General features: G+C 61.3%; 20 protein-coding genes. 11 read left to right on the plus strand and 9 right to left on the minus strand.

The genetic code is table 11. The features are described from left to right. From J2X98_RS20490 to J2X98_RS20520, 7 genes are all read left to right on the plus strand, one after another. The coding region (locus tag J2X98_RS20490) for a type IIL restriction-modification enzyme MmeI (protein ID WP_373460939.1) at window positions 1-876 on the plus strand (876 nt) is incomplete at its 5' end. Continuing rightward, window positions 873-2,849, plus strand: a complete 1,977-nt coding sequence (locus J2X98_RS20495; protein WP_307311946.1) for a DEAD/DEAH box helicase — start codon at window positions 873-875, stop codon at window positions 2,847-2,849. The genes J2X98_RS20490 and J2X98_RS20495, both read left to right, overlap by 4 nt. Continuing rightward, on the plus strand, window positions 2,846-4,054 hold the full coding sequence (locus tag J2X98_RS20500; RefSeq protein WP_307311948.1) for a GIY-YIG nuclease family protein: 1,209 nt from the start codon (window positions 2,846-2,848) through the stop codon (window positions 4,052-4,054). The genes J2X98_RS20495 and J2X98_RS20500 overlap by 4 nt, the downstream gene beginning before the upstream one ends. Before the next feature lie 87 nt (window positions 4,055-4,141). Next, window positions 4,142-5,149, plus strand: coding sequence for a hypothetical protein (locus J2X98_RS20505; protein WP_307311950.1), 1,008 nt, complete (start codon window positions 4,142-4,144; stop codon window positions 5,147-5,149). Between the two features lie 112 nt (window positions 5,150-5,261). Beyond that, the gene (locus tag J2X98_RS20510) at window positions 5,262-6,122 is read left to right on the plus strand and encodes a hypothetical protein (RefSeq protein ID WP_307311952.1); all 861 of its coding nucleotides are present in this window, start codon (window positions 5,262-5,264) and stop codon (window positions 6,120-6,122) included. Between the two features lie 10 nt (window positions 6,123-6,132). Further along, window positions 6,133-6,303, plus strand: coding sequence for a hypothetical protein (locus J2X98_RS20515; RefSeq protein WP_307311954.1), 171 nt, complete (start codon window positions 6,133-6,135; stop codon window positions 6,301-6,303). Window positions 6,304-6,315: 12 nt separating this feature from the next. Beyond that, window positions 6,316-7,512 carry a hypothetical protein gene (locus J2X98_RS20520; RefSeq protein ID WP_307311955.1) on the plus strand — a complete coding sequence of 399 codons (1,197 nt, stop codon included), beginning with the start codon at window positions 6,316-6,318 and terminating at the stop codon, window positions 7,510-7,512. Window positions 7,513-7,566: 54 nt separating this feature from the next. On the opposite strand, the gene J2X98_RS20525 is transcribed toward J2X98_RS20520, so the two are convergent. From J2X98_RS20525 to J2X98_RS20555, 7 genes are all read right to left on the minus strand, one after another. After that, window positions 7,567-7,728 carry a hypothetical protein gene (locus J2X98_RS20525; protein WP_307311957.1) on the minus strand — a complete coding sequence of 54 codons (162 nt, stop codon included), beginning with the start codon at window positions 7,726-7,728 and terminating at the stop codon, window positions 7,567-7,569. A 159-nt stretch (window positions 7,729-7,887) separates the two neighbouring features. Continuing rightward, complete coding sequence (locus J2X98_RS20530) at window positions 7,888-8,199, minus strand: hypothetical protein (protein WP_307311959.1); 312 nt, start codon at window positions 8,197-8,199, stop codon at window positions 7,888-7,890. Between the two features lie 418 nt (window positions 8,200-8,617). Then, window positions 8,618-8,857, minus strand: a complete 240-nt coding sequence (locus J2X98_RS20535) for a hypothetical protein (RefSeq protein WP_307311961.1) — start codon at window positions 8,855-8,857, stop codon at window positions 8,618-8,620. A 100-nt stretch (window positions 8,858-8,957) separates the two neighbouring features. Next, a complete protein-coding gene (locus J2X98_RS20540; RefSeq protein WP_307311963.1) occupies window positions 8,958-9,599 on the minus strand; it encodes a hypothetical protein in 642 nt (213 codons plus the stop codon). A 194-nt stretch (window positions 9,600-9,793) separates the two neighbouring features. Further along, entirely contained in the window at window positions 9,794-10,120 is a 327-nt protein-coding gene (locus J2X98_RS20545) for a hypothetical protein (protein ID WP_307311965.1), read from the minus strand. Then, the gene (locus J2X98_RS20550) at window positions 10,065-10,268 is read right to left on the minus strand and encodes a hypothetical protein (RefSeq protein ID WP_307311968.1); all 204 of its coding nucleotides are present in this window, start codon (window positions 10,266-10,268) and stop codon (window positions 10,065-10,067) included. Before J2X98_RS20550 ends, J2X98_RS20545 begins: the two co-directional genes overlap by 56 nt. A gap of 3 nt (window positions 10,269-10,271) precedes the next feature. Beyond that, window positions 10,272-11,042, minus strand: coding sequence for a YfbU family protein (locus J2X98_RS20555; RefSeq protein WP_307311969.1), 771 nt, complete (start codon window positions 11,040-11,042; stop codon window positions 10,272-10,274). A gap of 638 nt (window positions 11,043-11,680) precedes the next feature. Here J2X98_RS20555 and J2X98_RS20560 point away from each other — a divergent pair. Genes J2X98_RS20560 through J2X98_RS20570 form a run of 3 tightly spaced genes read left to right on the plus strand, consistent with a single transcriptional unit; the run spans window position 11,681 to window position 13,323 of the window. Then, a complete protein-coding gene (locus J2X98_RS20560; RefSeq protein WP_307311970.1) occupies window positions 11,681-12,457 on the plus strand; it encodes a hypothetical protein in 777 nt (258 codons plus the stop codon). Then, window positions 12,390-13,073, plus strand: coding sequence for a hypothetical protein (locus J2X98_RS20565; RefSeq protein ID WP_307311971.1), 684 nt, complete (start codon window positions 12,390-12,392; stop codon window positions 13,071-13,073). The genes J2X98_RS20560 and J2X98_RS20565 overlap by 68 nt, the downstream gene beginning before the upstream one ends. Window positions 13,074-13,098: 25 nt before the next feature. Next, the gene (locus J2X98_RS20570; protein ID WP_277798601.1) at window positions 13,099-13,323 is read left to right on the plus strand and encodes a hypothetical protein; all 225 of its coding nucleotides are present in this window, start codon (window positions 13,099-13,101) and stop codon (window positions 13,321-13,323) included. Between the two features lie 383 nt (window positions 13,324-13,706). Here the strand turns inward: J2X98_RS20570 and J2X98_RS20575 are convergent, their stop codons facing one another. Beyond that, window positions 13,707-14,939 (minus strand): GAF domain-containing sensor histidine kinase, encoded by a 1,233-nt coding sequence (locus J2X98_RS20575; RefSeq protein ID WP_307311973.1) that lies wholly within the window; start codon window positions 14,937-14,939, stop codon window positions 13,707-13,709. 816 nt (window positions 14,940-15,755) lie between these two features. Here J2X98_RS20575 and J2X98_RS20580 point away from each other — a divergent pair. Beyond that, a complete protein-coding gene (locus J2X98_RS20580; protein ID WP_307311974.1) occupies window positions 15,756-16,232 on the plus strand; it encodes a hypothetical protein in 477 nt (158 codons plus the stop codon). Window positions 16,233-16,406: 174 nt separating this feature from the next. On the opposite strand, the gene J2X98_RS20585 is transcribed toward J2X98_RS20580, so the two are convergent. Further along, window positions 16,407-16,970, minus strand: coding sequence for a sensor histidine kinase (locus J2X98_RS20585; RefSeq protein WP_307311976.1), 564 nt, complete (start codon window positions 16,968-16,970; stop codon window positions 16,407-16,409). Window positions 16,971-17,178: the final 208 nt, after the last annotated feature.

Raw genomic sequence — 17,178 nt, forward strand, 5'->3', positions numbered from 1 at the left:
CTCTTCGGGAAAGGCTTTGGGCATGAGGAACATCCTTCCACCCGCAAGGATCAAATCCTCACAGGCAAAGTGTCAATCAAACCTTCAGCAGTCCCTGATGCAGAAAAAGATGATCTGCTTGAAGTTGCCCCACAACTTGCGACCTTCATTCGTGGCTTTAGCGGTTCCGACGAGTTCATCAAAAGAAAAACAAGATGGTGCCTTGTGATCCCTGATAGCGCCGTGGAGGAGGTCTCGAAAGTCTTTGCTATCGCACGACGGCTCGATGGCGTCCGGGCGCACCGAGAAAAGAGCACTGAAAAATCCACGAAGGCGATGGCCGCCACGCCAAACCGCTTCTATTTCTGGGCGCACCGGGACGTGGAATCTATCATCGTCCCCAAGGTTTCGTCGGCAAGGCGCGAGTACATTCCGATTGGCTACATGGATCCGGACACAGTTATCTCTGATCTCGCTTTTGCCGCATATGACGCGAAACCGTGGGTGTTCGCACTGCTGACGTCCGCGATGCAAATGGCGTGGACCCGTGCGGTCGCAGGTCAGATGAAAACCGACTACCGCTACTCGAGCACGCTCGTCTACAACAACTTCCCAGTCCCTCCGCTGTCCGATTCGATAAAGGATCAACTCACCGTGGCGGCGCTACGGGTACTCGACGTACGCGAATATCACTGCGAAAAGACACTAGCGGAACTGTACGACCCAGATCTGATGCCTGCGGACCTCCGAGCGGCCCATGAAAAGATTGATTCGTTGGTGGACTCGATCTACTCCAAGCGTAATTACGAGACAGACGAACAAAGATTGTCGGACCTCTTTGCTTTGTATGAGGAAATGACAGCTGCAGAATCTGCCAAGGGGAGCAAGAAGAAGTGAACAAGCCGATAAACATCGTCGATGTGACCTATGCCCGTACGAAGGCGTCGGTCAACACCGACGCCCTGGGCATGCGCGAGATGCAGCAGCGCGTCTTCGCCAAGAGAGATGCCCAGCACCTGCTGGTCAAGGCTCCGCCGGCCTCAGGCAAATCGCGTGCGCTGATGTTCGTGGCGCTGGACAAGCTCTACAACCAGGGCCGGAAGAAAGTCATCGTCGCCGTGCCTGAACGGTCGATCGGTGCATCCTTCTCTTCGACCAAGCTCACGTCACACGGATTCTTCGCCGACTGGGACATCAAAGCCGAGCACAACCTCTGCGACGCCGGTTCCTCGCAGGGCAAGGTCGACGCATTCATCGACTTTCTCAGAGGTCCTGACGCCACGCTGGTCTGCACGCATGCGACGCTGCGGTTCGCCTTTGAGAAGCTCGCACCGGAAGCGCTCAACGGCACCGTGCTGGCGATCGATGAGTTCCACCATGTCTCTGCAGACACTGAAGCCAACCGCCTCGGCGCGCTCCTGCGTGAAGTCATGAACGGCTCGGACGTGCACATCGTGGCAATGACCGGCTCGTACTTCCGCGGAGACTCAGTGCCGGTTCTGTCCGCTGAAGACGAGGCACAGTTCACGCCGGTCACGTTCAACTACTACGACCAGCTCAACGGTTATGAGCACCTGCACTCGCTCGGCATCGGGCATCACTTCTACCAGGGCCGCTATACGGACGCTATCGGTGAAGTCCTGCACCTGGACAAGAAGACCATCGTTCATATTCCGAACGTCAACTCGGGGGAGTCCACCAAGGACAAGATCGAAGAAGTCGGGTTCATCATCGATGCGATCGGCCATGTCGAAGCCACTGACCCCGATACCGGAATCATCAGCATTCGCCACAAAGATACCGGTGAAATTCTTCGCGTCGCCGACCTCGTGGATGACACTGACCAGAAAAAACGTGCTGACACGCTCCACTATCTCTCCCATGTCGCCTCGAAAGAGCGCGACGCTGTGGACATCATCATCGCCCTGGGCATGGCGAAGGAAGGCTTCGACTGGCCTTTTGCCGAGCACGCCCTGACCGTCGGGTACCGTGCCTCGCTGACCGAGGTCATCCAGATCATCGGCCGCGTTACCCGCGACAGCCCCGGCAAGGAGCATGCCCAGTTCACGAACCTGATTGCTGAGCCCGACGCCACTCAGGGTGAAGTGAAGGTCTCGGTGAACAACATGCTGAAGGCCATTACGGCATCGTTGCTTATGGAGCAGGTACTCGCACAGAATTTCACCTTCAAAACTAAGAAGTTCGATGGTGACGACTCGAAGATCCCCGGTCAGCTGAAGATCAAGGGCTTCAAGGAGCCCTCGACGGAGCGTGTCAGGCAGATCGTCGAGACGGACCTGAACGACCTGAAAGCTACGATCTTGCAAGACGATACCTTCGCTCGCGCAGCTGCCGGCTCAATCGACGCTGAGACCGCCAACAAGCTCCTGATCCCGAAGATCATCCGGGAAAAGTACCCGGACCTCAGCGACTCGCAGGTTGAGGAGGTGCGGCAGCAGGTCGTCGTGGACTCAGTGGTCAAGAACGGTGAGGTCCGCGAAGTCGGAGACAAACGCTTCATCAAGATGGCAGAGAAGTTCGTCAACATCGATGAACTCTCCATCAACCTCATCGACTCGGTGAACCCCTTCCAGCGCGCCTTCGAGGTCATGTCCAAGTCGGTGACTCCCTCTGTACTGCGGATCATCCAGGACCAGATCACGGCTACCCGCGTCGAGTTCACTGAGGAAGAGGCTCTGGCTCTTGTTCCCCGGATCAAGAACTGGATCAAGGTCAACAATCGACGGCCAGACTCCCGTGCCGAGGAACCGACTGAGAAACGATACGCAGACGCGCTGCTCTGGCTCCAGCGGGCCAAGCAGAAACTTGAAGCCCAAAAGCGTGCGACTGAAATGGCAACGGACGAATGATCGATAACGACGAAATTTTCGAGGAAGCGCCGGCTTCCCTGCAAGACCTCATCGACAACGACCTCGATGGCCTGCTCAACGTGCCTGAGAAAGCCAAGAAGGTAACCTCGTCTGACCGCCTTGAGCGGGCTTTCCTAGAGATCGTGGAGTTCCGCCGGACACACGAGCGTCTGCCGAGCTCGGCGACGAGGGAGATCGCCGAGCGGAAGCTTGGGGCCCGCCTGGAGGGCATCCTGGCCAACGACGAAAAGATCGCAGCGCTCAAACACCTCGACACGGAGTTCGAACTCCTGGCTGTAGAGGCAGCGCCAGAGTCATTGGACGAGCTTCTTGACAGCGATGACCTGGACGATCTGCTCGGCGACGACAGTGGCATCCTCGACGTATCGGATCTTCCCGTGATCAAACGGCCCGAGTCTCCGGACTCGGTCGCTCAGCGGGTAAAGGCCGAGGACTTCGACCTGTTCGAACCTTTGTTCAAAGCGAAGCACGCCGAGCTGGCCGAAGGCACATATAGTCTGGTGCCTTTCACCGGCATGGATCTTATCCGTGAGGGTGCGTTCTTCGTTCTCAGTGGCGTTATGTGCTTTGTCGCTGAGGTCGGTGAAGACGTGGACCTGATTGTCGGCGGCAAGCCCAGGCAGAAGCAGCGGCTCCGCCTAGTCTTCGAAAACGGCACTGAATCGGCGATGTACAAACAGAGCCTCATGACCCGCATGTACGAAGCACAGGGCCAGGTCCTGGCACGGACGGGGCACGATGCGGGCGAGGTCCTCGATGCGGACGTAGAGAGCGGTCACATCTACGTGCTGCAGTCGCTCAGCGACGACGCCCAAATCGCGGGAATGAAGGACCTTCACAAGATCGGCTTCTCCACCACCAAGGTCGAAACCCGCATCAAAAACGCGACGAATTCGCCAACTTACCTGATGGCACCCGTGAAGGTGCTGGCGGACTACCGGCTCTACAATGTGCGTGCGTCGTGGCTGGAGCACCTCTTGCACCGGGTGTTCGCCGAGGTGCGTCTGGACCTGACTCAGGTCGACCGGAAGGGACGCGACTACGACCCATCGGAGTGGTTCGTGGTGCCGCTGGAAACCATCAACAAAGCCGTCGCAATGATCATGTCCGGCGAGATCACCGACTATGTCTACGACGCTCAGCTCAAGAAACTCGTCGAACGACAACAGGCAGGATGGGAATGATGAACGGCTGTTGAGATGGGCTTGTGGCGGGCAGAGGGCGGCCAACTCAGCCGGATAGTGCCGACATCAATCGGATTGGAATCCCAGTTGGAGGGCTACATCGAGTCTGACCCGTCAGTGCTTGGCGAGCCGCTTCTCGTCATTGGCCGGCAGGTTCCGACCGCGCACGGGGGATTCGTAGATCTGCTCGCCCTGGACGAAACGGCGTCGCTGCACGTAATCGAACTCAAACGCGACAAAACTCCACGCGATGTTGCCGCTCAAACCCTCGATTACGGCTCCTGGGCAGCAACCCTTGGCCGAAGCGATATCGACCATATCTTCGCCACCTACCGTCCAGGCCTTGCTCTAGAAGAAGCGTTTGCCGATCGTTTCGGCGACACTCTTCCTGAAGAGGTCAACACTGCACAAGAATTTACAATCGTTGCCGCCAGCGTTGACAACGCTACCGAGCGCATCGTGCGGTTCCTCAATGAAGACTTCGAAGTTCCCATCAACGTCGTCTTCTTCAGGCATTTTCAGGACAACGGATCTTCGTACCTTGCCCGCAGCTGGCTGGTCGATCAGAGCGAACAAGCCAAGTCGTCCATTTCCGCGGTCTCGCGGAAGAACAAGACACGTGAGCCGTGGAACGGGTCTGACTGGTACGTCTCATTTGGTGAAGAGCCAACAGGCCGGCAATGGGTCGACGGCATGAAGTACGGTTTCGTCTCGGGCCGCGGCGGCAAGGTATATTCCCGGACGCTCAGGACTGTGCCGATTGGTGCCAGAGTCTTCGCCTACATTCCAAAGGTTGGATATGTAGGAATTGGCACCGTCGCCGGCGAAGCCCAGCGGTACCACAAAAGCACGCTTCTCGTCGACGGGGCCGAGCGACAGCTGCGTGAACTCGACCTCTCCGGGAATTATCGCCACGAGGGCGATGAGAGCGACGACAATGCTGAATGGGTTGTTCCGGTCGACTGGATACGGGCCGTTCCGCAAGCGCAGGCCGTGTGGAAAGCCGGTCTTTTCTCCAACCCGAATACGGCTACAAAGTTGCGAAGCCAGTTCACAATCGAGCACGTCACTGCTGCTTTCGGACTTGACGACTGAGCATCGACGGATGGCCCATCGAGAGTTACGCGGACAAGAGCGGTCGCGGATAGCAGGCCTGACCCTCGCCTGAGGCGACGCTCGTGTCGAACCAAGCCGCGGTAGGAGAATCGTGAGGATGACGACGGCGCTTCCCGACCTCTGGACCGACTGGTGCTCGGTTACGGGCGTGCCCACCCATAAGATCGACGAGGTATCGCTATCGTGTTTCTCGCAGCAGGCGCAGCCGTCCCAGGCTGTGCTCGCGGCGCTGCGCCGGCGGCTGGCTCCCCCCACAGATCCCGTCGCCCCGGCCTGGCCGCGCGGGCACCGGGACGACCCGGATTCCCTGCAGCGGTTGATCCGGCGCGCAACAGCGATCATCCAGCACCCGGACACCCACTGGGTCTTCCGGCTGCGGCTGCGGCGGATGCTGTTCGCGGCGGTGCTGCTGGCACCGCGCTCCCATGGAGGCCTCGGACTGGACAGGGCGGGGGCGCTTGGGCTGCGGCCGGACAGGATGCGCGAGCTGCACCAGTGGATTGGCATCGCCGAGGACCCGAGAGCCTGTCCGGCATGCGCCACCTGGTCATGGCTCGATGTGATCGGCACCAACAGCGGGTGGTCGCACGGCTCCGTCCGGGCCCTGGGGAACCGCCGCGACGAAGACGGCCCCGCGCACCGGCACCTGCGGCCGGACCCCAATCCGGACTGGCACTTCTCCATCGGTATGCTGCCAGCCGTGGACCGCTGGGCATGGATCGATGCCTACCGCTCCATGCACCCATCCTCGCTGTCGGCGGTCATCAGTGCCGCGGCACTGCTGCTCGACGGTCCGGACCCCGCGCCCGGGCCGGGGCCTGCTGCGGCTGCGATGCAGGCCAGCCCCCGGCGGCAGATGTCACATGAGGAGGAAGAGCAGATCCTCAAGCGCGCCGACGAACTCACCGCGCGCGTCGAGGCGATCCTTCTCGAGTTCGATAACGGCCAATAATATCGTGTGTATGGGATTCAACTGGGAGCAGGTCCTCGGGGCCAAGGGCGCAGGCCTCTCCGACGCCTACGACCAGAGCGCCTCCGACGCGCTGTACCAGGACCACCCCAGCGCGGCTCCGCCGGCAGGTCCGGAAGACCCGGGCGATGAGGTCGTCCGCCTGCCGTTCGACGAGACCTGAGCGCAGACCGACGTGAGGCATGACTGGCTCCCGGACCGCCACCTCGGCGTTGCCGCCACACTGGCACATGCAGGGGAGCTGATCGGACAGATTTCCGCACTGCTGTTCGCCTACCAGACGCAGCCCGAGGGCATCTTCGGGCTGGTGGAAGTGCCCACGACCGCCGCGTTCAGCTGCACAGTCGTTGGGCGCGTGGCTCCGATCCCACGGAAAGTGCCGCTCCTCGTAGCCGACGTGCTCGTGACGCTTCGGGCTGCGCTCGAACACACCCTTTTCGCAGAGGCCGAGTTCCTGGACGGTGCGCCCCTCGACGCGAAGGCGGCCAAACTGGTCGAAGTGCCTGCCTCGGACACCTGGGAGAAATTTGAGGACTGGAAGAAAAAGCGGGCCCGCAAGGGGCCTCCGTCGCTGCGAGGGCGGGGAGAGCTCGCCCGACGGCTGGAGGCCCTGCAGCCGTTCCACCGTCGGATGGAGCCGCAGTCCCATCCTCTTGCCCGGCTTGTGCTGCACACCAACCATGCGAAGCACAGGATGCCGGCGATCACCGCCGTCCGCCTGGCTGCCATGTACGAGGACGACCGGATGCCCCGTTCAATCCGTGATCTTGCGCCTCGGCCCGAGGAACCGCTGCGTGTCGGCGAGGTCATCGCCCAGACACCCATCGGCACGAAGGTCCCCGTCACCCTGTTCCCGACAGTCGGGATCAATCGGCCGGGTACTGACCGGTGGCCGGTGCTAATCAAGGAGCTGGAGGAGATCGCCCACTGGGTACGCACGCAAGCCGTTCCGCGCCTGATCACAGGGACCGAGCCACCCGAGCCTGGGCTTCCGACGCGCTACGAGATCTCCGTCGGACATGAGGACGAGCGCCAGGCGATGTCGACGGGGTCGACGACATCGGCCGGGGAACGCCACAAAAAGGACTTGGTTGCACCATCGGCGCGTGGTGATCTAGCCGAGATGATCAGCATGATAGATGGCTCCCCGAGCGAACCGCAGATCGCCAGGTGGCTGGCTCAGCTGAACGATGAGGGGGTGCTCGAACAGATGTCGCGGCTGCGGGTGGCATTCGACTACGACCCCGAGGTCGAGCGGCACAATCTCGAAGTCCTGAAGGGCTGTCGAGATGCGGCGTTCAGGTTCGGGGACAGCGACGGGACGAGAAGTAAGCCTGGGTCCCCTCGACGGGATGCCCGTTTTGGGACATAACCGCTGGTCAGGGAGCATGCACGCTTAGGTTTGCACTCCCCCGGGGGTATGTCCTTAACCGTGTATGCGTGGAGCCATGCAGGAGGGCGTCCTGGTCTCCTCGCCGTCGGCTTCCAGGGCTCCTCGCAGGCGTCCCAGTGCCGGCCCGCGCTCCTCCAGATACTCCTGGAAGGCTGCCTCAGCCTTCGCCTTGGTCAGATCGAGATAGGGAGTCATGACATCCCCCTTATTTGGTCGGTCATGGCGAGGTCGACGTCGTTGCCGTCGACGCAGAGCTAAGGATGGACCCGCTCAGGCTCACGTCACCACCACTCACTCATCCGTGTATTCGGAGAAGGGAGGATTGTCGGGGCAGTCAACAGATGTCGCAATACCTCAGCCGCGGAAAGCGACCAGCCACGCCAGCGCGAAGGGACGACCGACCGGGTAGGGCTGGAGTTCCCGCATGTCTATGCTGAATTTCGCCAACGCCGCAGCCACTGTTGGATCCCCGACCCGGTGAACGGTCAATCCGACCTGTTCGAGGTCGAAGGCATATCGAGCGTCAAGTACTCGTTTCCTGAGGACGGCCAGCGCGTTCTTCTTTGCTTCCTTGACCTGCTGCCGGTCCGGCTTTTCTGATGAACCGAAGCAAATCACATTAAAGACTTTGCTACCGGATGCCAGGCGTAGCCTGAGCAGCTCCATGCTGTCATAGACTTCGGCCCGATCAATCGGCTCGTGCCAGGACCCGAAACCGAAGATCTTTTCCAGAGTCGGGTCCGCTCCCGGTGTGCTGCGGTACCCATCGGGTATGCGCCCATACGGCTGAGGGATTGATTGATCTCCCAGCTGGTGTCCTTCCGGGTCAATTGAGTTGGCGGAACAGCCCGATGTCGCTTGTCTTCTTTGATATACGCGGCCTGTGCGAGGTAGAACGCTTCCGCTTCGGTGTACCCAGCCGCCGCCAAGCGGCCCATCATGCCGGTCACCGCGCCATCTAAGAGACCCATAAAGCGTATGCTAACCGTCCTGAGCAGGGGGATGGAAGAGTAAGTGATGCCCCATCCTCCTGCTGGACTGGATCCAAGATGCTGCACCTGCAGGCAGTTTCAAACAACCTCAGCTAGGGGTTTGTCGGAGCGGGCTTCGAAGCGCGTAGCTTGACGCCAGCGACCCAGAACAGGACGAATCCCGCAGTATCGAACGGAATCCAGGATCCCCGTGCGGCGTAGACCGGAATGAAGGGGTCGAACAAGAGGGCGATGAGGATGAAGACACCACTCCGGACACAATTGCACGCGAGGACGTTGGCGCTAGCCGATTCGGTAGGGGTATAGCTGAAGGTCATGCGTGTTGTACTCATACCCACTCTCATGGAGCAGGCGAAGTCCGGGAGTTGGATGTCCCGTTCGAAGGCCTCACTCAGGACGAGTAACTCGGCCCTCCTCCCGCTGCGGCGGATCTCAGATCACGTCAATATGGGTGAATGGTCCCAGGTAGTCGTCGTGGAAGGGTAGCTCTTCCCAAGTTGGCAGACGGTCGGGCAATGGGTAAATCCGGGCGGTCCGGTCGGGGATCACGTCCGTTGGCTGCAGCGGCTCCGGGGCGTGGATGACGACCGCGACGAGATCCGCGATGCGGATGTGCGTCACCAAAGTGAGTTCCATGAGCCGTCGCATTCCATCAAGCTGGGCCTGCGGACAAGACGCCGCATCCGGTGACTTCTGAACCCAGTCGAAGACGCCGTTCTGCTTGCGGACGCGGAACATGTGCACCGCGAATCGGTCCGGGATGCTGGTTGCCAGCGCGTGCCGGGAAGGCCCGTCGACGAGAAGTCTGAAGGGTTGGGACACGTTCAGGTTGACTGCCGTCTTCGCGAACCACCGCGCAAGGACCGTGGCTTCGGCGTCGGTGATGCGCCCGCGGCGCGGTCTCTGAGTCAGGATCGGCATGGCGCTCACCTCCAGCGACGACATCCAGCCGTTGTTGCACCCGGCGCAGACCTCGCCGTTGAAATGGGCGCGCAGCGGACGCTCTCCGCGCTCAGACGCGACGACGCCGCCCAGAGGCATGCTGATGCGGATGGGGTGGACTCGCTCATCCATGGCCCCGTGATGCTTGAGAAGCCACTGGGGGAAGATGTGCTCCTTCGACCGAGTCCCAGCGACGTTGTCGCAGAACCAGCAGAAGGGGACTGGCTCGACTACTCGGTGGGCGAGTGGGCGGCCTGTCTCGATCAGGTTCCGATCGAACTTCCGCAGACTGTCAGAATCTACGGGCTGCTCGCTATCTGACGGCATCACTTCTCCTCGGCGGCGTGGACGAATGGTGGCCTGACGCGAGATACGGCGGAGAGCTTCTCGTTTAGCGCCGAGATCGCGGAGTCGAACCACTCATCGTCGATCCAGAAGCGCGTGCCAGTGGTTCGACTGTTCCGCGTCTCCGAGCGGTTGAGCCGCTGCCCCTCATCTGGGTGCGTGGCGGGGCGGGCGTGCAGCACGTCGCTCCTGATCTCTGCGGCGACGTAGAGCGCCCTATACACCTCGGTCAGATACTCCTTGATCGGCCCATCATTGGCCGCCTTCGCGGTGGCCCTGACTGCGCCGGCGATCCCCGAGGTCATCATGGACTCCAGCCTGGTCGTCCGGCAGCCGATCAGCGAGGCGGTGCAGATCGCCGAGGATCGTCCACTCGATCGACGAGACGGTGTATGCCACCTCGCCGATCCTCGCGAGGTAGGTCTGTTCGGGGAGCGCGACGAGCGATCGTTCCATCGGTCAGTTCTCCGAGTTCCGGCGATTGGACGGGTGGATGCGGGCCGCCGCGATCCGCTCCAGCTCTTCCTGGGCTAGGAGGTAGGAATGGCGGCCGTGGCCACGATCCCGGCTGTCCATGATGCGGCGGTACTCGGCCAGCATTCGGAGATACGTGTCGAGCACTCGCGCGTGCGAGTTGCCGTTGTCGTTGCGCTCCAGATGGGGCTTCAGCTCGGTCCAGCGGTCATCTCGCATTAGGAAGTCCACGTAGCTAGCCATGTGCCCCTCCAGTGCATCGTTGTGGTCGAAGCCGTGGAACTCGAGCTTGTAGGCCAGTTCCTCGTCGACGGGCGTCCCGTCCTTCGAGAGCTGGTCGATGCTGAAGGTGATTACCCGGAACATCTGTAGGATGTCGGATACGCGCCCGCAGTCGCGCTTCGACAGCTCGGTGTTGAAGCCGGCCACCTCGTACCAGTACTCGCCGGTGAAGCCGGCCTCGAGGATGCTCGCCCGCATCAACTGGTACTCGAGATCGCCGTCGGTGTGATTGGCGTCCTCCGGTAGCACCCGAGCGAGGATGCGGTGCAGGAGGGAGAGCACCTGCCTGTCGACGATCCGCATGCTTTCTGGGGCGGGCTCGTCGCCGTGCTTGACCTCCCGCTCGTAGACGGGAACGACCGCCTCCATAAGCAGGTCTCGGACGAACTCGCTGAGCGTCACGCCCTCGTCGTCCGCCATCTCCTTGAGCTGATCGCGGACGCGATCCTCCACTCGGATATTCAGAACTGCCATAACGCCCTCCAAATATTTGTGTATGACGACCCGTGTAGCACTGTCATACAGAGCTTATCGGAAGGCTACGTCGCGGCCGGCCGCATGTCCGTGATGAATGGAGAAATCCGTCAGTGCCTGAATCATCCGCGGCCATTACCGCAGCCCCGTTACCCGGTTCGGTCGCTTCAAGCACGTCATGAGCGGCAGCCGGTGAAACCGGAAGTAAAGCCAGAGCCAACGCCAACGCTTCGTCCCCCACAGAGCTTCCAGTATCTAACCGCAGCACAGTCAGACATATTCTTCAAGATGGTGCAAACCCAGCCGAATGTTGAGTCGGACTCCGAGCTGCATCCGCTGGCTCGTGTGGGCTGATGCTCCCGGCGAAGCGTCAACATCCAACACCGTTGACGCAGCATAGGCGCGGGGCGTGGCGAAAAATGAGATTGCGCGTTCTTTTGTGCTTTCCGCCTCCTCTGATTGCGACGGCCTGACCGTCGGTGCTTCGGCAGGGATCAAGTCAGCTTTACAGTCGGACTTGACCGAAACGAGCCCCTGGTCCCGTCGGCAGGCGCAGCCCGTATCTTTCCGTCCTCGCGCCTTTTCGACACGGACCTGTGCTGCCGGGAAGTGTCGGAACGGGTCAGTACTGTTGATGGGTGACCAACGTGATCGACTGGCCAATCATCAAGGACGACGTCTCGCGCGGTGGTCCGTTGGCAATGTTGTTACTCGGCTCCGCCAAGTGGGTGCACCGCCGCGTCGACTCGCTGACCCTCGGTCAGAGCGGTACTACCCGCCGCTCCGTCTCATTCGATGTGAGTGTCCCGACAGACCTGCGGGTTCCCCTGACAGATGCGCAGGTCCAAGTCCTCGTTCCCCTCGCGCTTGTTGAGAAGGGCGCTTTACGCAGGGTCACGGCCAAGGATCCATCCGGTCACCCATTGCCCATTCTCGGCGCTCATGACAATTCCAGGCTCTCGGCCGAGATGCTCCTCTTCATGCTCGACACGACCCCGGGCGGGCTGGCCGAGGGGCACGACGCGAAGCTATTCGCCCTCCTTCAGCAGGTCGTGGCGTTCCAACCCGGAACCGGCAGCGTTGAAGAAAGAACACGCCTGGAGGCTGGGATTGCGGCGGCGGCCCAGGCCAAGGGCTACCCCGCGGACGTTTCGGAACTCATCGGGGAGATCGCCAAAGGCTTCCTGGACCACTTCCTGCTGGTCGCTGTCCTGGACTCTGATCTCGTCGGCCAGCGAGTGGTCCTCAAGTTCTCCTATGACCGCGACTTGCCTACACCGTCGCCTTGGAACCGGATCGGAGTGATCGACTTCACGATGCCGGACGTGGGATTCGCCCGGAGCCAGCGTGGAATTCGAAGCTCCCGCTGGCCTTATTGTCAAACAGCTCAAGGTCACCGAGACGTTCGCCGGTGAGCCTGTGAGGGACCCACTTGTGGACACGCCTGACGAGCCGCGTGCAAGCGCCCACGTCGCGTTCACGCCTCTCCGCTCGACATCGGGTGCTTTTGTCCGAGTCAGGGTCGCCCCCGCTGGGGCCGGTATCCTCTCGTTCACAGTCGTCGCCGCCGTGGCTCTGGCCGTGTTCGCGCTGTTCGTGGCAGGGGAGAAGTTCTGGGGCTGGAAAGTCTTGGCGACGAAGTCCCTTCCGTCCCAAGCCGTGTCCCTTATTCTCATTGGCCCCGCCCTGTTCCTGTCTTGGATGGCAAGGGCGCCGGAGCACAGGACGCTTGCAACGCTGCTCCAGCCCCTCAGATGGATTCTGATCTTCTGCACGGCCGTTCTCATTGCAGCCGGCGTAGCCGTGGCCTTTCCGCTGGAGAAGTGGGCGAGGGATGTGGTTTGGACTGGTGTTCCCATCTCTGCCGGTGCGATACTAATGCTCCTCGTCGTCTATCTGGCGAACGCGCCACGCGGAGCCGCGAAAGCCGTGATCAGGGCCGGGCGTTTCTTTCGAATGTTGGGTGTCGCGGTCAAAGATCGATTTCAGAGCGTGTGGCGGCGTCTGTTGAAGCAAAGGCAGGCCCCGTAGAATCTTTTCAACGAAGGAGGGTGAAATGGCAACAATCAAGTCCCCGAAGCGTCGCGGCAAGATCCCTCGGGTGAGTCGTGCGGATACCGACATCCGCATCGACCTCGGGGGAGGCTCCATGGTCAGTGACGACATCTCGCTCTCTCCTGAGCAGGTTGATCGGGCTATGGAGAAGCTATTTGACCGGGTCAAGGACTCGTTCTCCAAGGAACTTGCCTACAAGAACAACCTGCATCAGTTCGGCGCTTGAGATCTCCAAGTAGGGACCATCTCACGGGCGGTCCCTACTTGCGTGTTGGTGCGGACTCGGACGATCTTCAGGTTGTCGTAAGCATCACGCGGCCTGTGGGTCACGACGTGACCCGATCGCGGCTCCGGAGTCTGTCGGCCAGCCCGGGAAGTCCCACGGGACGGTCCTGGTCCCACCAAAACGAAGTAGTGCGTCGGTAAAGAAAGAGTGCCGCTACGGGATCGGGGACTGCACCACGGAACGCTCGTATTGGAGCAGTGTCCGGTGTATGCCGGGTGGATCCCAAGAGAGCAAGGGCCGACCCGCTGGTTTCGATGCCAGCGTGACACACCGGGGCAACACTGTGTTCGGCTTAATACGCCAGGCTTGCCCCGGAGACGCCGTCAGACGCCAGGGAAAGTGATTACCGCGGTGGTTCCCCCGCCCGGCGTCTCAGTGAGCTTCAGCTCGCCGCCGTGCGCTTGTGCGATCCGCCGGCAAATGGCGAGGCCGAGGCCGGACCCTTTGCCGTCGCCTTCACGGTGCAGCCGGACCAGTGGGTCCAGGGCCCGTAGCCGGTCCTCCGGAGCAATGCCTTTGCCGTTGTCGGCCACGAATACGGTTGCCCCTTGGTCAGTGCAGATGCCGCTGATCCGTATGGCAGGCTCCCGCTCCGGGCTCCGGTAGTTCAGGGCATTGACCAGCAGGTTCTGCAGCAGCGTGCGCAGCTGCCCCGGGTCCGCGTAAAGCTGCAGGTGCTCGCAGTCCAGAACTGCACCAGGCCCGAAATTGATGCGCAGATCGGCGGCCACTTCCGCAGCGGTCTCCCGTAGGGAGGTCTGTTGGGGACGTAGACCCCCGCCAACACGTGAATAGCTGAGAACATCCTCGAGCATGGCTAGCATGCGGCGGGCCACGCTGTCTACAAGCTGCAAATACCTCGTGGCAGGGTGGTCGGGGCCGACCTCAGGATCATCCTCGCTCATCTCCGCGTAGCCCAGGATAGCGGTCAGGGGGGACCGCAGGTCGTGGCTGACTCGGCCGGCGAAGTCCGCCAGCTTGGCATTGCTGCCGCGCACCTCGTCCAGGGCCTTGTTCAGCTGCAGCGTGCGGCGCTGAAGTTCGAGCAGTTCCACCACCTGGCGGGCCAGAATTTCCAGCATGCCGATCTGTTCCGCAGAGGGTGAAGCGGGAGCATCTGAGAAGACGCACAGGGATCCGAGCACGAATCCGGAGGAAGTCTCCAGGGGCACGGAGGCGTAAAACCGCACACTGGCAAGGTCGCCGGTGACGAACGGGTTGGACGCGAAGCGAGGGTCCTTTGAAGCATCCTCTACCACCGTAGAGCTCCCGGAGAGGAACACTTTGGCGCACATTGAATCTTCACGGGCACAGATGCCGGGGTCCAGGCCCGCGGCCGCGATCTGGCGCTGCTGGTCTGAGGTCACCACATTCACAACTCCGTAAGGGACGCTGCAGAGCTTCGCGGCCAGCTCGACCAGGCACTGCAGGGGCTCCTGAGATGTCCCGACCGGGTACGCAAGCCGATCCTCGGGTAGGAGGCCGTATTCCCTTAGGAATCCGTCGCGCCGGCCCGCCTCGGGGCGCACGGTCATGCCCGTAGAAATGCGTGCCATTGGTCCCTCCCAGTACGACCTTGAACTAGGGTATCCGGCAAACGCGCTGCTTGGACACTGCCGTCAGCAGGAGATCTATTCCCTTGTCTTCGTAGTTGGTGCCGATGGTCGGATATGAAGGCCCTATAACCAGTACGAATCGTTGGATGCCGGCCAGGCCCAGGCTCAGTAGTCGCAGTTCCCGGTCGCCGGCAACTGGATCACGCGCATCGTGCAGACAGGGCGGACTTTCGGTGTGGCTGGTTCCTTCCGCCGAACCCTCGCCGCATACCCCTTTGTAAGCTTGGACCTGGCGTTATCCGGGAGGCCAGGGCAGTAAGTCACGGTAGACGTACATCCCGGATGATCCGACGGATAAGCCGTTTTAGGGTGGCCGCCGCGCTGATAGCCCTTAATACATCCTTCTGGCTTGACTGTGTAGAACCGGTCAGTTGAGCTAGGCTCGGCGGGTTTGGTACTGAAAAGGGAAGTCGCATTGGATCTCACCCGGTACACCCTCGGCCTTGCTGTCCTGCTGGGCGTAATGGTCTTATCTCTGCTATGCGCACACCTCCTGTTCAGGTGGGCCCTTCACCGGGAGCACCGGGGCAGGAAGCTCTCCGCGCCCGAGGCTGCTGACTAGGCATGCCATACATTGATATAAACCCGCCCAAGCAGCGACCGAAGTGGCTCGCCAACACTCTCCTTGGAGTTCTGGCGGTCGCATGTGCGGTGATCGTAACCCTGGCGCTCACGGCACGTTAGGCCGCAAGCCGGCGGGCAGGAGGCCGAGGAGCTTTACTCTCACGCATCGTACGGAAAAATAGGGTGGATAAGATGAGCAAGGACGGGGAGATCTGGCATACCGATCCAGTCACGCTGCGTGATGTCCTCCTTGACTGGGCCCGGGTGGAGAGCAGTCTTGATGGCTGCCCCGAGCTTGAAAAAGTGTGGGTCCTTTTGCTGCTCGGACGTGAACAGGAAGCCGTCGCTGCAGGAAGGCTCCTGTTGGCTGGCGCGGGTGACAGGTTCCGGCCCCTGCTCGTCCTCGCCCAGGCCTACCAGCGCCAGTACCGGTGGCATAAGGTTGCCAAACTTCACGAGGAAGCGCTGCGGCTGGCCGGCACGCCAACTCGTGAAGCCCACGTGCGGCACCAAATTGGCAGGCGGCTCTTTGAGGAGGGCAGATATCGTGATGCTGCAGCAGAGTTTGAATGGGCATCTGACCTCTACCAGTCAGGCGGCCGGGATCGGCTCGCTGAAGCATCACGCCAAGCGATGACCCGTGCCCGCGAAATTACTGACCAGAGTTGAAAGACCGGATCCCGGCCCCTGCTCGGGCGGATAGGCAGAGACCGTTGTTGGTCTGGCTTGAGCCCGAGGGCCAGCTTAGGCCCGTTATCCCGAGTACAAGGTGGATGAGAACCCCGATCGGCCGGGAGAAATCAGGATCCGGCACCGACATAAACAGCGCGGGAAAAGCCAAGGCTAATCCAGAGGAAGGGTTACGGCGAACTTCGTATTGCCCGGGCTGGAATCAATCGTGATGACCCCGTCGTGCTTCTGCAAGGCCAGAAGCAGCGGGCCCATGCTGGGCCCGTGTTGACTGCTGTCAGCGGTATTACATTCGAAGCCCACCCCGTTATCCGCAATGACCAGCCGGATACCGTGGTAGACGGCCGCCACGCGGATCGTCACCTGGCTGGCCTTGGCATGTTCGTATACGTTCTCGAGCGTTACCTGTGCTGCACGGTAGAGGAGCGCTGCGGACGTTGCCGGAATCTCCACGCCGTGATGCGGAGTCTCCCATCGGATGTAGGTTCCTCCTCGACGAAGGGGAGCGGTCAGCACGTCGATACAGCCGGCAAGTCCCAAACGATGGAAATCGACGGAGGGCCCGGCTGCGACCGTCCTTCCTGCCCAGTACTCGATCAGAGCTGGTGCTTGACCCATGGCTTTCCCTGCTTCTTCCAGCGGGCTCGCTGAGTTGACTTCCCAACCCGGCTTTGGCCCTGCGACTGTGATGCTGGCTTCAGACTGCCGGATCAGCATCAAGGACTCCTTGGGTTATCCACAGTTTCCAGGCAGAATTGCGCTAGGAACTGCCCTGGCCGGCGCGCGAGGAGCTGAGGCACCAATGCCGCTGCCAAGCACCCATGGTGCGAGCAGGACAGGATTGTGCATTCAGGTCGCAAGCCATCGCAGCGAGCCGATGTTGGATGGGTCCCCACCCGGAAGTGCCCTATCTCAAGGTTTGCTT

Origin of the sequence: Pseudarthrobacter enclensis (assembly GCF_030811655.1) — a bacterium.
Classification (GTDB): Bacteria; Actinomycetota; Actinomycetes; order Actinomycetales; family Micrococcaceae; genus Arthrobacter; species Arthrobacter enclensis_A.

Bases quoted from the DNA above. Each gene is read 5' to 3' on its own strand.
- J2X98_RS20570 (WP_277798601.1), top strand. From the start codon at position 13,099: ATGGCAACAATCAAGTCCCCGAAGCGTCGCGGCAAGATCCCTCGGGTG.
- J2X98_RS20535 (WP_307311961.1), bottom strand. From the start codon at position 8,857: ATGAGTACAACACGCATGACCTTCAGCTATACCCCTACCGAATCGGCT.
- J2X98_RS20585 (WP_307311976.1), bottom strand. From the start codon at position 16,970: ATGCTGATCCGGCAGTCTGAAGCCAGCATCACAGTCGCAGGGCCAAAG.
- J2X98_RS20555 (WP_307311969.1), bottom strand. From the start codon at position 11,042: ATGGCAGTTCTGAATATCCGAGTGGAGGATCGCGTCCGCGATCAGCTC.
- J2X98_RS20550 (WP_307311968.1), bottom strand. From the start codon at position 10,268: ATGGAACGATCGCTCGTCGCGCTCCCCGAACAGACCTACCTCGCGAGG.
- J2X98_RS20525 (WP_307311957.1), bottom strand. From the start codon at position 7,728: ATGACTCCCTATCTCGATCTGACCAAGGCGAAGGCTGAGGCAGCCTTC.
- J2X98_RS20545 (WP_307311965.1), bottom strand. From the start codon at position 10,120: ATGATGACCTCGGGGATCGCCGGCGCAGTCAGGGCCACCGCGAAGGCG.
- J2X98_RS20580 (WP_307311974.1), top strand. From the start codon at position 15,756: ATGAGCAAGGACGGGGAGATCTGGCATACCGATCCAGTCACGCTGCGT.
- J2X98_RS20575 (WP_307311973.1), bottom strand. From the start codon at position 14,939: ATGGCACGCATTTCTACGGGCATGACCGTGCGCCCCGAGGCGGGCCGG.
- J2X98_RS20500 (WP_307311948.1), top strand. From the start codon at position 2,846: ATGATCGATAACGACGAAATTTTCGAGGAAGCGCCGGCTTCCCTGCAA.
- J2X98_RS20540 (WP_307311963.1), bottom strand. From the start codon at position 9,599: ATGGATGAGCGAGTCCACCCCATCCGCATCAGCATGCCTCTGGGCGGC.
- J2X98_RS20530 (WP_307311959.1), bottom strand. From the start codon at position 8,199: ATGGAGCTGCTCAGGCTACGCCTGGCATCCGGTAGCAAAGTCTTTAAT.
- J2X98_RS20515 (WP_307311954.1), top strand. From the start codon at position 6,133: ATGGGATTCAACTGGGAGCAGGTCCTCGGGGCCAAGGGCGCAGGCCTC.